Below are 13,828 nucleotides of genomic sequence, written 5' to 3' on the forward strand. Positions count from 1 at the left end.
CCTCAGGTTATAGGACGTCCAACTAAACCGGAAGAGCGATCGTTACTTATTGCGCCATTCGGGCTTTCGCTTGTCCACAAAGGCCTGCATACCTTCCTGAGCGTCGCAGGTCACGGCGTTGGTTGCCATAGTTTCCGCCATCGCCTCGTACGCCTGCGCTTGCGGCAGATCGATCTGGCGATAGAACGCCTGCTTACCGATCTTCACCGTCAAGGGGCTGGCCGTCGTGATCTTGGCGGCCAGTTCGCGCACCTCTCGGTCCAGGTCTTCGGGCGCGACGACGAAGTTCACCAGACCCCAGTCCGCAGCGGTGTCGGCGTCGATCGTCTGCCCGGTGAGCAACATCTGCATCGAGCGCTTGCGCCCTACTGCCCTGCTCAGCGCCACCATGGGCGTCGAGCAGAACAGTCCGATCTTGACGCCCGGCGTGCCGAAGACAGCATTCGACGCAGCAACAACCAGATCACACGACGCGGCCAGTTGGCAGCCCGCCGCGATAGCCGGGCCCTGTACTGCGGCAATCACCGGCTGCGGAATCCGCTGTACGGTCTCCATCATCTCGGTACAGCCGTCGAAGATCGCCCGCTCGTCCTCGAGGGTTCTCCCGATCATCTCCGTCAGATCGTGTCCGGCGGAGAACACCGGGCCTTCGGCGCGCACGATCACGACCCGCACGCGCTCGTCTACAGACAATTCGACAAGGGCAGCCGTCACCTCACGCATGGTCTCCGCCGAGAGCGGATTGCGCCGCGCCGGCCGATCGAGCGTCAGGAAACCGAGTCCCACCGATTCCTCGACGGAAATCTTCACTGCAGTGTCTTCTACCTGTGTCTGCGACATGTGTTCTCTCTACCAATCGAATCCGTCCCGGTCAACGAGACGAAAAGGACATCCACTCGCACCGCGTCGATACGGTCCGGTCAATACTTCGCCACTACGAGGAGTGCCCATGAGCACCGATGCCGCCGTCACCACTGATCTCGAAGAGATTCTGCGCGCTCAGCAGGAAGCAACTCGAGCCGCTGGTCTTCCGTCCGCGCAGACACGACGCGAGCGCATTCAACGCGTCGTCGATCTCCTGGTGGCAAACCACAAGGATCTGACCGAGGCGATCAACGAAGACTTCGGCGGTCGAATCCCGGCCTACTCGGTGATGAATGACGTTCTCGGGTCGATGGTTTCACTCAAGCACGTTCGTGATTCGCTCGAAGAGTGGATGATTCGCTCACCGAGAGCTACCGGAGCGATGCAGGACCAGTTGGGTGCCACGGCGTACGTGTCGTACCAGCCGAAGGGTTCGATCGGCATCATCGGAACCTGGAATGCTCCCCTTTTCACTCTCCTGAGCCCGCTCGCCTGCGCCCTCGGAGCAGGAAATCGCGCCGTTCTCAAACCGTCGGAGATCGTGCCCAATACTGCGGCCGTCCTGGCCGAGGCGGCGCGTCGAACTCTCGACCCCGTGGAGGTCGCGGTGGTGACCGGCGGCCCGGAAGTCGCTGATCGGCTGACGTCCCTGCCTTTCGACCACCTCGTCTTCACCGGCAGCACGACCGTCGGAAAGCTGGTCATGGCCAATGCTGCGAAGAACCTGGTGCCGGTCACCCTCGAACTCGGCGGCAAGTCACCGAGCGTCTTGAGCCGCAGTGCCGATATCAGCTCTGCTGCTTCGCGTTTGGCTATCGCGAAGTCCACCAACGCCGGTCAACTCTGTGTCTCTCCCGATCTGATCTACGTTCCGCGCGAGAACACGGAAGCATTCATCGACGCGTTCACCGACCAGTTCACGGGACTGTTTCCCACGATTGCCGACAACAAAGACATGGTCTCGATAGTCAGCGATCGTCACCTCGCACGCATCGAGGGGTACATCGCGGACGCCGAAGAACGTGGGGCACGAATCATCACCGTTCCCGACGAAGAACTCTCCGCAGACACTCGTCGTCGCCCACTGCGAATCGTGGTCGACCCTCCGACCGACGCGCAGATCATGAAGGAGGAGATCTTCGGGCCGGCCGTCGTCGTCTTGCCGTACGACCAACTCGACAACGTCGTCGCCGACATCAATTCACGACCGAAACCGTTGGCGCTGTACTACTTCGGAACCGATCTGGACGAGAAGGAATCCGTACTCGAACGGACCGTCTCGGGCGGCGTCACCATCAACGACGCGATGTCTCACCCCGGGCTGAGCGACGCACCCTTCGGCGGCGTCGGAGCTTCGGGCATCGGGCACTACCACGGCCGTGAGGGTTTCCTCGAGTTCAGTCACGCGCGAACGGTATTCGAAGCAGCGCAGCATGACCCACGCGGTGAATGGGGAATGCTCCCGCCGTACGGTGACGGTTTCGAGCAGATGATGTTGGCTCAGGTAACGCCCTAGGGCCTCCGGCCCCGTGCGCCTTTTTGGTAGTTCGCGCTACCGGAAAGGCGCACCGGCAAGGCCGCGGCTGAGGAACTCCACCAGCTGACCCGGCTCGGTGTCCTCGGACTCGATCAGTTGGATCAACTCCTTCTTGTCTTCTACCGCAAGCGGTTCGATGCCACCGAACGTGCGCATCGTGGACCCGGCCGGAAGAACACGAGCACACACGAGCGTGCCTGGCTCGAGGTTCAGCGAGCCCCACTCGTCCGTGACCTTCACCAGATGGCCGTTGCGGACGTCGCTGAGGGTCACCAACTGTCCCGGCTCCGTCGAGGCGACCTTGTACACCGAGCGCGGAATCGACAACCACTGATCGGCCAGTTCGCGTTCGTCGGCAGGCAGCAGTTCTCCGCGGCGCTCGACAAAAGCTGCGAAAATACCCGCATCGAACAAGGCAGCGTCGACGGCCAAACCACCTTCGACGGCCAGCGTCAGTGCTTCTTCGCTGTTGAACTGCTCGGCACGGATGAGCGCAAGATCGAACACGGCGTCGAAGTACTCCGGCGTGCGCGAGAACAACTGAGCCTTGACGTAGAGCCAGCTGGCCCGGTCGTCGAACGTCACCTCGGACTTACCGAGATGGCAAACCTTGAACTTTCGACCGGAACCGCACCAGCACTTGTCATTTCGTCCGAGTTCGGGGTGCTCGGCCGGGGCGTAGCGCTGAAGAACCTCGTGCAGAACCTCGGACTCGCCACCCTCGATTCGGCCCAGCAAAGCCAGCGCGCGCGTCACATCGCTTCGATCGGCGGCCAGTAGCGCCAGATCGAAGATCGCGGGAGTCCAGTCGGGATCGAGATCGTGCGCTGATTCGTACGACGCCTCAGCGGCCAGGATCTTGCCGAGACGATCCGAAGCCTTGCCCGCCAGCCAGTGCGCTGCCGGCTTGACACGACGCGACCCTTTTTCGGCGAGAGCAGTTGCAACAGAATGCAATACGGAATCATGATCGTCGAGTTCGGACAACAGCTCCAACGCTGCCGCAGCCGCGGGCGGCTCGGCGAGGCCTGCGAAGGCCTGCGGATCCTCCTTGATCTTCTTGCGCGCCCAGTCCGAGACATCGTCGACGCCTTCGGCTTTCGCGGCCATGACCACATCGACGAAGGCGATCACCGACGCTGCTTCTTCGGGGTGCAGATTCTCGCGGACCTCGAGCATGCGAGCCCGGTTCGCCAGGTGGTACGCCTCGAAATCGAATCCGTCGACCGCAACGTAATCACCGTCGCGGACGTAACCTGCCGCCTCGAGCATCTCGCCCAGCGGTGCGGTCGGCTGACGGAACAGCGACGGCTCGTCGAGCATCAATTGCCAGACAATGGCATCGAGGGTGTCAGCACCGGTGTCGGCGAGGACCGTCCCCAGACTCTCGCCGAATCCGGGTGCGGGATCCAGTACCTCGGGGATGGTGCAGAGTGTCAGCTCACGGTCAGCGACGAACAATCCGATCAAGTCACCTACCGAGCACTCGGCAAGGGTGTCGGTGTCGAGCAGAAAGCCTTCGTCGTGTGGGAACTCCGGATCTTCGATCCCACGATCAGCCAAAAGATCGTCGTCGGTCCCGCGGTGCACGACGCTGATGCCGTGGATTTCGTCGTCGTCACGATCGAGGAAAACCCGCAGCATCATCAGATCGGGGTTCGCGTCGAGAACGCCGGACCTGATTTCCGCTTCGGTGAGCCGATGGGTCAACACTCGATGCTCGAACAACGTGTCGAGGGCGGCGTACCGTTCCTCACTCAAGTATCCGAGCAGCGGGTCCTCGACGTACTCGACGAATTCGGTCATGTCCTCGGCTGTACCGTGCCCGGCGTCAGCCAACAGGGTGCCCCAGTCCGCCGCTGTCTGCGGGCCGTGCTCACGCAACAACTCCATCGCGGCTTCGGCGATCAAGTCATTGGCATCCATCGGTTCGTTCACCTATCCAACTTTAACGGGGTCGACTCGATACATCGTCACCGGTCATCGGTCGAGTGATCGGCGCCTCCGCGCAACTCGCGCACCAGTTCTTCGGCCTCGAGATCTTCTGAAGCGAGAACCTCGAGTACCCTCGCGGCCTGCGATTCCGTAGCCATGACCACAACACCCACCGCAAACGCGCCAGTGGGGGCCGTCAGGACCCGAGCACTGATCACATCACCTGGCTCGCCTTCGACCGAGTGAGCAACCGTGACGGTCTCCTTGGACCCACGATCGAGCAGCACGACGCCGGTGTCGGACGTTTCGATCACCTCGTACACCGACCTCCGGATTCCGGGCCACTGTGCGGCTGTCACAACTTCCGCCTCCGGAAGTAGTTCGCTGCGTCTGGCCAAGAATTCGGCAAAGATTCCACCCTCGAACAGAGCGACGTCCAGTGCCGATCCGTCGAAGATCGTGGCCGCGATCAGTTCGTCCTCGGAGAGATTTTCGTTTTCGAGATCGTCGAGCCCGGTCACGATGTCGACGAATTCGGAGGCAAACGCAAACAGGCATGCCTTCTTGTACAGCCACCGACCGTCCGCCTTGACGGATTCATCGGCCTTTCCGAGGTGGCAGACCTTGTACTTGCGGCCGGAACCGCACCAACACTTGTCGTTTCGCCCGAGTTCCGGGTGATCGGCTGGGACGAAGTCCTGCAGTACGGCGTAGAGATTCTCTTCACTTCCGCCGTCGATCCGCCCGAGCAGTGACAGCGCCCGGGTCGCATCGCCGCGGTCCGACGCGAACTGAGCCAGCTCGAACAAGGCCGGACCCCAACCGGATTCGGCAAGGAGCGCTTTCTCGTAGTGCGCCTCCGCTTCGAGGACGCGCCCCAGCCGATCGACAGCCTTACCGGCGAGCCAATGAGCCGCCGCCCTGACCGACCGTGGCCCTCGCTCGGCCAGTTCGGAGGCAAGCGCTCCGAGGATTGCGTCGGTCACCGGGTCCTGATTCCGAAATCCGAGATCGAACACGGCCACTGCAGCACCCGGATCTGCCAGTGAGACAAAAGAGTCCGGAGCAGCGCTCACATGACGGTGGGCCCAGTCCGCGATATCGAAGTCGGCGATGACCGCGTCGGTGTATCCGCGGTCCGCCAGATCGACAAACGCAACGGCAGAGACTGCCTCGTCGTGGGTCAGGTCGTAGGTACTGGCCACCAAGGCTGTCCGAATCTGCAGGTCGTAGGCGTCGAAGTCGAATCCCCGCCGAGCCAGTAGCTCACGCTCGTGCTCGTAACCTGCCACCTCGAAGATCTCACCCAGCGGCGCAACAGGAACCGTGAAGAGTGACGGATCCTCGATCAGGAGTTGCCAGCACACAGAATCCAGGGCCTCGACTCCGTCCTCCTCGAAGAGTTCGCCGAGCGCCGGAGCAAGATCGGGTTCGTCCTCGATCTCGACCAGACGAAACGCAAGTGTTCCGTCTTCGACAGCCAAGCCGACGAGATCACCGTCGGCGCACTCGCCGAGGGTTCCGGCCGGAAGTACCACAACTCGTCGACTCCGGAAGGGAGCAGCTCCGCGTTCGGAGGCTGCTTCTTCCGCCAGGGCCACCCGGATCGCCCCGTCGTCGTCGCCGAATGCCAAGATCGGTTCCAGGTCGGGGCTCGCGTCAAGGATGTCCGACGCAATTTCGACTTCGCTGAGCCGGTGAGTGAACACGAGCCCTTCGAGGACCGTGTCGAGAGCGACGTACTTTCCGTTGGGCAGGTACCCGAGCATCGGTTCGGACAGGTACTCGAGTACATCGGCCAACTCGGTCGCAGTTCCGTACTCCTCGAGATGGGTCGCCCACTCTTCGAGACTCAGCGGGCCTTGCTCGCGCAGAACAGCCAAAGCAGCGGAGGCAATGGAACCGGCAGCGTCGTCGTCGAAATCAGTCACCCGCCAATGGTAGGCGACCTATTGCAGCCCACTGAGCCCCTCGCCCAGCACGGTCGCACCGAGGATCGTCAGGATGACCGTCATCATCACCGCGTTGTTGGCGGTCATCCATGCCTTCGCGGACGCGAGGATCTCGTCGGCACGCTTGCCGGAGAACACCTTCACCAGGATCGGCGACGCGATGCCGACGCTCGCGATGACCGTGAAGATCACCGCGGCAACAATCTGTTGGGCAACGACATTCGTGGCGACCGCGATAGTGGCCGCACCGGATACCGCCAGCGCTGCATTCTTGGGATTGACCGCCGCGGACAAGAACGCCAACCCGAACGCCTTCCGCGGAGTCAACCCGTCGACGCTCTTCATCCACTTCGGAACTGTCGGCTCACTCCCGTTTCGCGGACGCGCGCGCCACTGCTTGTATGCCAAGCCGAACAGGACCAGACCCAACACGATTCGTACGACGCTCGACCACACGGAAGTCCGCGACGACTCCGACTCCGCAAACGAATAGTCCGCGATCACGATGGTCACCGCGACGACTGCCGAGATTCCGAGGACCCACCCGAGTAGAAAAGATGCCGCCCCTCGATGTGCTCCAGCGGTGATCATGACGAGCACGATCACCGCCATGGGCATCGAGACGAAAAGCAGGCCGAGGGCAATCGGAAGAGACAGACCGATCGCAGCTAGCACCGAAAACCTCCAGTTGAATGCACGATCGACGATCGATTCGAGGTCGAAATCACGACGTCGGAGGCAGCATGACCTCGATGAGATGCGGGCCGGGTTCCGCCAGCGCTGCGGCAAACTGTTGGGCCAACTCCTCCGCTGTGTTCGCCCGCGACGCGGGCACTCCCAACCCCTCGGAGATCTTGACGTAGTCCATGTTCGGAGATGACAGATCCAGCATCGACTGTGCGACGACGCCGCCACCTTCTGCGCCGACTCGTTGCAGTTCGCCACGCAGGATGGCGTATGCGCGATTGTTGAGCAGAATCGTCGTGACGTTCAACATCTCTCGCGCCTGCGTCCACAACGCCGTGATGGTGTACATCGCGCTTCCGTCGGCTTCGAGATTGATCACCGGTCGCTCCGGCGCTGCCACAGCGGCGCCCGTCGCCACCGGGATGCCCTGGCCGATGGCACCTCCGGTGAGCGTGAGCACGTCGTGGCGCGGCGCTCCGGCAAGGGCAATCGGGATCGCCCAACCGGAAGTCGCCGCCTCGTCGGAGATGATGGCGTCGCCTGGCAGCAGGGCGCCGATCACGTCGGCCCAATTTCGAACGTCCAGAGGCCCGCTCGGCAGCGCCGGCCGATTCGCTTCCTGCAAAACAGGTTCGACTCCCGGTGCCACGAGTTCGGCCACTGCCTCCAGTGCACCGGCAACATCGTCGCCGACGCTTGCCAGCGTTGTCACCGCAGCACCCTCCGGTGCCAGATCGCTCGGTTTTCCGGGATACGCAAAGAACGAGACCGGCGAAACCGCTCCGGCCAGAACCAGCTGAGTTGTTCCGCGAAGTTGTTCGGTGGCGTGCTCGGCGAAGTATCCCAAGCGCTCGAATGACGGTAGCCCCGCACCTCGTTGAAGCCTGGCTGGAAAAGTCTCGATCAGAATCTGGGCACCGGTCGCGACCGCAATTCGGGAAGCGGCGCGCAGCCCAGCTTCGGAACAGGCTGCGCCGCCCAGCAGTAGCGTGGCGCGACCCTCGGCATTGAGCGCGCCCACCACCGAGTCGATCTGTGTTGCAGAAACTTCCGCCCGCCCCGGTATGTCCCGAGGACCCGCAAGAACTCCACCTTCGCCCCACGAGACGTCGGCAGGGAGGACAAGTGTGGCAATGCGTCCGGGCGGATTCAACGAGGCGGCAACGGCGTCGGCCGCGTCGCTACCGACGGTCGCGGTGGATTCGGAACGTCGACTCCACCCCTCCAACCATTCGGTCAGCGCATCGATGTTCGATTCGAGAGGAGCGTCGAAACCGTGGTGGTAGGTCGCGTGGTCCCCGACGATGTTCACGATCGGTGTGTGGGCGCGGCGCGCGTTGTGAAGGTTCGCCAGTCCGTTCGCCATACCGGGGCCCAGATGGAGCAGCGTCGCGGCAGGCTTTCCGGCGATCCGTGCGTAGCCGTCCGCGGCACCGGTCACGGCGCCCTCGAACAAGCCGAGTACCGCCCGCATCTGCGCAACGGAATCGAGTGCGGCGACAAAATGCATCTCGGACGTTCCTGGATTGCCGAAGCACACCTCGACGCCCGAGTCGACCAGGCTTTGGATGAGCGACTGTGCACCGTTCATTTCGATCACCTCTTCTTCATGAAAAGCTGCGAATGCTTCCTGCGCTTCATCGTGAGCAACCGAACTCCCGGTGCGTGCTCCTCGATCCGAACAGTCATCCGTACCTCCGTCGTGGCCGAGAGTCTCGATTCAAGCTACTCGGTCGGGAGTTCAGCGTTCATAGCCCTTGCGCATATCGTCGACGATGCGTGGCCGGTCGAGCGTCGAGGGTTCCAACTCCCGCCTCGGGCGATCGCGAGGAAACACCGAGGCCGACGCCAGCGTCGGCTCGTCGAGGAACCGTAGTTCCGGCACATCAGCGGGCAGACGAAGCTCGGGCGGCGTGGAACCTCTTTGCGCGAGCACATATCCCCAGTCACCGAAGCTCGGCACGAAAACGTGATAGGGCGAGACGCTCAGTCCGACAGCCGATACCGTCGACACCGTTCTCCAGTACGCATCCGGTGTCGAGTACGGGCTGCCGGACTGGACGACCATCAGCCCGCCCGGATTCATCGCGGCAGCGGCAAGTCCGTAGAACTCCATCGAATACAAGCGGCCGAGTGCGGGGGTGTCGGGATCTGGGAGGTCGACGATCACCGCATCGAAACCCGGTTCCGGACGCTCTCGCAGCCACCGAAACGCGTCGTCGAGTACGACGTCCACCCGTGGATCCTCGAGCGCTCCCTCGTTCAGATCACGAAGACGCGTGTTGGCCAACTCGATGACTGCCGGATCGAGTTCCACTTGAACGATCTGCTCGACGCTGTTCATTCGCAGCACTTCCCGTGCAGCGAGGCCGTCACCGCCGCCCAGAATCAGCACGCGCCGGGGGTCGTTCACCAGGGCCGGATACACCAGCGACTCCGTGTACCGATGCTCGTCGACACTGGAGAACTGCAGGTCTCCGTCGAGGAACAGGCGCACGTCGTTCCCCCGCTCGGTGACGACGATTTCCTGGTACACCGATCGCTCGGCGGCCACCACGGGATCGGTGTAGAGCCGCTGCCTCGACGTGGTCTCGATGTCCGACGCTGCGATCAGCAACCATCCGATCAAACTTGCTGCCAACAGCATTGCGACGACGGCGATCGATCGTGCGCGCAGGCTGAGCTGCCACCGAAGGAGTATCAGCGCGACCACTGCCGCAGCCACGAGATTGATCATGCCGGTGAGTGCGGCACCGCGAATCATTCCCGCCCACGGCAACAGTACGAACGGCCACAGCAGACCACCGATCAATGCGCCGAGGTAGTCGGCGGCATTGAGGTTGGCCAGTACCTTTCCGGTGCTCTGTGCGTCGTTGTCGCTGCGACCGGACTGCAAGAGCGTCATCAGCAGAGGCACTTCGGCACCGACGAGGATGCCGATCAGCGCGGTCGCCGCCACCAGAACTGCTGCGCTGGAACCGAAGAACGTGAAGGTCACGTACAGCGTGACGGCACTGAATCCGCCGATCAGCCCGAGCAGTATCTCGACCGTCACGAACGAAACGGCAGCGTGTCCCAGCAGAGGTTTGGCGGCCAGCGCTCCGATACCCAGAGCCGCAACAAATCCCGCGACGATCAACGACGTCTGGGTGATGCCGCCGCCGGTCAGACTCACGCTGAGTGTCAACAGGGCCAGCTCGTAGATCAGGCCACACGCAGCGCACGCCGCAACAGCCGCAAGGAGAAGGACGCGTGCGCGCGGGCCGAGCATCGTCGAACGCTCGTCAACTGTCACATCGGGATCAGCGGCAACCATCAGGTGAGCGCTGCGGCGTTCACCAAACCGATGGACAGCAAGCTCACACCCACAGCCCACGCGGCGCCACACATCTTCGGATCCTGCACCAGCGCAACCAACTTGCCGGGAAGGAATGCGTTCATCAATCGCAGCGCGATCGCTTGCAACACGATCGCGAACAGTCCGTACACCGCGGAGTCGGCGAGTCCCTGAGCAAAGCCGTCCGAACTGGTCAGGATTGCCGTCACCACGATGATCGCCAGCGCAAGATGATTGGAGGCCAACAGAATCGCAGCGTTCGGGTTCTTGTCGACGTAAACCTGGTGGCGGAGATTTCCGGGTGTCATGAGGTCGAGGACCAGGAATCCCGTCGCCAGAACCGCTGCACCGACGACGAAGTAGGCGAGGGTGCCGAGAACGCCCCCGACGAGCAATGCCGGATCCACCGTTCCGATCTCGACGGAAGTGGATGCAAAGATGTTCGTCACGCCGTTCTCCTTCTCATTGAGCATTACCGTCATTTGGCACTACCCGAGCCGCCGCTGCCACTGCTTCCACCCGCCGGGGATCCCGGGTTGAAGCCCGGTCCCAGGTACGCGTATCCGCCGCTGCGATACGTGCCGTCGATGTCCTCTACCTTGATGGTGCTGCCACCGCCCGAAGCCGAACTGACAGTGACGATGTCGTCGTCGTAGCGCAGGTATTCGTTGCCGCCGTCAGCACTTCGCGCCGCTGGTTCGTCCGCGTCGACAATCCGTGAGACGGTCGTGCCCACTGGATCTTTCGACGAGTACAACACGACGTCGCCATCCTGGGACGTCTTGGAATAGTTGTCCGCGATGAAGTCTTTGGCTCCACCACCGCACGCCGACAACATAATTGCGGCCGCCAGCATCACCGGAGCAAACCACGTCCGCCCCCTCACGGGCGCCACCTACTGCGCGTCTTCACGATCACTCCTGTCCCCTCCCCCGGGTACAAATGCCAACTCTGCCAACTCCACCCCTGGCGGTCTCGCACGCCACACAACGCGGTCAACGCTGTGTCGTCGCCGGGAAAGGATCCGCAGATCCAACCGTCCTGGCCGGCGGACTCTCTCAACGATGCAGCTTCCGAATCGAATTCGACTCGGTCCAGGATCAGCGAGGAAGACTCGAACCGGTAGTTTTCCGTGGACTCCACTGCCGGCAAGGGTTCACCGCCGGCGGCAAGAGCATCGCACGAAACCTGCTCGGTCAGTTCCTTTCCCGACGCCCAGGCCGTCACCACGTGCGAAGCCCCGAGCACTCCGAGTGTCAGCGTCGCGTCGGAAGTTCCGATCACCAACTCGGCGAGGGTCGGTGGCGCAGGAGCTCCCAGTACCAACCCCAGTGCCGAGGCATCCACGTCGGTCGGCTCCACGTCGAGTAGATACAGGCTCATTCCGGGGGGCCCGAGTGGATGACAGTGAGTTCGCTGCGAGTGACCGCCCGTCCCGTGGAAACCTCCCACGACTGTCCGCGCGCCCACTTCTCGAATGCAATCAGGCCGGTCTTGTCGGCGGTCGCATAGTCCGCGTATTCCATCGAGCCGGAAGGGGCCGTACCCGTCGTACCCTCGGCCGTGAACTTCGCCGTTCCACTTTCGATCTTGCGGTGAACCTTGTCGTCGAGAATGACGTCGCCGTTCGGGACCAGGTTGGTTCCTTCTCGACGCATCCAGAGAGTCATCTCCAATTCGCCCTCGTCGTCCTCGACCGTCAACCAACGACGACCGGTCGAACCGTCGAGAAGGTGCTCACGCCAGATGTACCCCTCTTCGTCGAGCGTGATGGTCCCTCGAACAACATGGTCGATACCCGCGTACGTGATGATGTCGCCGACCCCGATCTTGTGGGGGTCGTACACCTCGGGATAGTCGGCGAGCGGGTCGACGCGAGCATTCGGCTTACCCTGGCGTCCACGCAGGACCACAAACACGACGGCAGCGATCACTACGAGTATCAGGACAACTATCAGCACGTTGGTCAACGGTTTCTCCGAAATCGTCTCGGCAGGGTTGCCGCGGGCCATACCCTACCGATCCGTTCTCAGCCTTTTCGGATGAGACTGCCGGCAATCCGGCCTGTCGCCGACCGGACAGGTCTCCAGCGCCGCGGGCAGATCGAAAGACTGCCCCGGCGCACCTTTGCGTTTACGCTCAGCCCGAGGAACTCCGCGCGAACGAAAGCCGGTCGACTGACGATGAGCAAGAACACGGAGCCGTCTGCCCGCACCGTCATGCACACACCACGATTCTGGTTGACACCATTGATAGTGGTCACCCTGTTGATGTCTGCGCTGGCAGCGTTGTACATGGGCGGAATACTCGACCCCAAGAAACACCTGGACCAGTTCCCGATCGCCCTGGTCAACCAGGACGAGGGCGACACCCTCCCCGGTGGCGACCCCGCCGACCGCAAGAACTTCGGAAACGACATCGTCGCCGGCCTCGAAAGCGGAATCGACCACCAGAAGATCGACCTGCAGCAGATCGGTATCGCCGAAGCCCAATCGCGGTTGAACTCCGGCACGCTGTACGGCGCGATCGTGATTCCCAGTGATTTCACGAAGAGGACGATCATCCTGGCGGAGGCCAGCGTCGTCGCCGGTGAAGTAGAGCAACCGATCATCACGATCTACACCAATCCTCGCGCCGGTTCCGTCTCGGCATCGCTGGTCCAGTCGATCGGAACCACAGCCCTCGCCTCGGTCAACAAGAACATGGGCGAGCAACTCACCGCCCTTGTCACCGCGCAGTTGGAAGCGGGAGGCACCGGAACCCAGATCTCCGGAGCGAGCCGCCTGCTGCTCGAAAACCCGGTGAACGTACTCACGGTTGCCCACGATCCGCTTCCCGACGGAACCGGATTCGGTTTGGTGGCATTCTATTTCGCGCTGCTGTTGGTCCTTGCGGGATTCACCGGAGCAACCGTGGTCAATTCCTTGGTGGACGGCATGCTCGGATACGCGCCTACCGAATTCGGTCCACTCTTCGTTCAGAACGACGTTGTGGGTATCAACAGGTTTCGAACGCTGCTCGTCAAATGGGCATTCATGATCGTGTTGTCCGGCATAGTCTCCGCGTTGTTCCAGTGGATCAGTCGCGCCCTCGGAATGCCGGTCACTCACGGGCTTGCATTGTGGGAGTACGGCGCGCTGGTCATCACAGCGGTGGGCATCACGGCGATGTCGGTGATGGCCGCGTTCGGCTCGTTGGGCATGTTGATCAACCTGTTCGTGTTCGTCATTCTCGCGCTGCCCTCGTCCGGTGGCACCATCCCCCTCGAAGCCAGCCCCAGGTTGTATGCCTGGCTGGCGCAATTCGAGCCGATGCACCAGATCTACATGGGCACGCGATCGATCCTGTTCTTCGGCGCACGCGGTGAGGCAGGCCTGCTGCATGCCGTCTGGATGACGTTGGTGGGTCTACTGATCGGCGTCGTACTCGGCATCGTGACCACCCGTTTCTACGACCGCAAGGGCTACGAGCGCACCCATCGCCGCAAGGTGGCGTGACATAGTACCCAGCCGGGAT

The 13,828-nt window shown here is 62.4% G+C and carries 12 protein-coding genes; 2 read left to right on the forward strand and 10 right to left on the reverse strand.

Annotated features, from left to right (window positions below):
• Nucleotides 1-42: 42 nt before the first annotated feature.
• A complete protein-coding gene (locus KTR60_RS24825) occupies nucleotides 43-840 on the reverse strand; it encodes an enoyl-CoA hydratase (protein WP_003939812.1) in 798 nt (265 codons plus the stop codon).
• Nucleotides 841-949: 109 nt separating this feature from the next.
• Between KTR60_RS24825 and KTR60_RS24830 the strand changes: the two genes are divergently transcribed.
• Nucleotides 950-2,380 (forward strand): coniferyl aldehyde dehydrogenase, encoded by a 1,431-nt coding sequence (locus KTR60_RS24830; protein ID WP_228401348.1) that lies wholly within the window; start codon nucleotides 950-952, stop codon nucleotides 2,378-2,380.
• A 36-nt stretch (nucleotides 2,381-2,416) separates the two neighbouring features.
• On the opposite strand, the gene KTR60_RS24835 is transcribed toward KTR60_RS24830, so the two are convergent.
• The 9 genes from KTR60_RS24835 to KTR60_RS24875 form a co-directional block, all read right to left on the reverse strand.
• Nucleotides 2,417-4,339, reverse strand: coding sequence for an SEC-C domain-containing protein (locus tag KTR60_RS24835; RefSeq protein WP_228232246.1), 1,923 nt, complete (start codon nucleotides 4,337-4,339; stop codon nucleotides 2,417-2,419).
• Between the two features lie 35 nt (nucleotides 4,340-4,374).
• On the reverse strand, nucleotides 4,375-6,267 hold the full coding sequence (locus KTR60_RS24840) for an SEC-C domain-containing protein (protein WP_228401349.1): 1,893 nt from the start codon (nucleotides 6,265-6,267) through the stop codon (nucleotides 4,375-4,377).
• An 18-nt stretch (nucleotides 6,268-6,285) separates the two neighbouring features.
• Nucleotides 6,286-6,963: a GAP family protein gene (locus KTR60_RS24845; protein WP_192712196.1), complete on the reverse strand. Its 678-nt coding sequence runs from the start codon at nucleotides 6,961-6,963 to the stop codon at nucleotides 6,286-6,288.
• 49 nt (nucleotides 6,964-7,012) lie between these two features.
• Nucleotides 7,013-8,566 (reverse strand): acetolactate synthase large subunit, encoded by a 1,554-nt coding sequence (locus KTR60_RS24850; protein WP_228401350.1) that lies wholly within the window; start codon nucleotides 8,564-8,566, stop codon nucleotides 7,013-7,015.
• Nucleotides 8,567-8,716: 150 nt separating this feature from the next.
• Complete coding sequence (locus KTR60_RS24855; protein ID WP_064074246.1) at nucleotides 8,717-10,291, reverse strand: polyamine aminopropyltransferase; 1,575 nt, start codon at nucleotides 10,289-10,291, stop codon at nucleotides 8,717-8,719.
• Nucleotides 10,291-10,794: a DUF350 domain-containing protein gene (locus tag KTR60_RS24860; protein WP_042448576.1), complete on the reverse strand. Its 504-nt coding sequence runs from the start codon at nucleotides 10,792-10,794 to the stop codon at nucleotides 10,291-10,293. Before KTR60_RS24860 ends, KTR60_RS24855 begins: the two co-directional genes overlap by 1 nt.
• Nucleotides 10,791-11,168 carry a DUF4247 domain-containing protein gene (locus KTR60_RS24865; protein WP_042448578.1) on the reverse strand — a complete coding sequence of 126 codons (378 nt, stop codon included), beginning with the start codon at nucleotides 11,166-11,168 and terminating at the stop codon, nucleotides 10,791-10,793. The genes KTR60_RS24860 and KTR60_RS24865 overlap by 4 nt, the downstream gene beginning before the upstream one ends.
• A 26-nt stretch (nucleotides 11,169-11,194) precedes the next feature.
• Complete coding sequence (locus KTR60_RS24870; protein ID WP_042448582.1) at nucleotides 11,195-11,695, reverse strand: DUF2617 family protein; 501 nt, start codon at nucleotides 11,693-11,695, stop codon at nucleotides 11,195-11,197.
• Complete coding sequence (locus KTR60_RS24875; protein ID WP_050654601.1) at nucleotides 11,692-12,324, reverse strand: DUF4178 domain-containing protein; 633 nt, start codon at nucleotides 12,322-12,324, stop codon at nucleotides 11,692-11,694. Before KTR60_RS24875 ends, KTR60_RS24870 begins: the two co-directional genes overlap by 4 nt.
• A gap of 171 nt (nucleotides 12,325-12,495) precedes the next feature.
• Here KTR60_RS24875 and KTR60_RS24880 point away from each other — a divergent pair, with 171 nt between their 5' ends.
• Nucleotides 12,496-13,809 (forward strand): YhgE/Pip domain-containing protein, encoded by a 1,314-nt coding sequence (locus KTR60_RS24880; RefSeq protein ID WP_158170437.1) that lies wholly within the window; start codon nucleotides 12,496-12,498, stop codon nucleotides 13,807-13,809.
• The last annotated feature ends 19 nt before the right edge of the window (nucleotides 13,810-13,828 follow it).

Source organism: Rhodococcus sp. C1 (genome assembly GCF_020809065.1).
GTDB classification, from domain to species: domain Bacteria; phylum Actinomycetota; class Actinomycetes; order Mycobacteriales; family Mycobacteriaceae; genus Rhodococcus_F; species Rhodococcus_F qingshengii.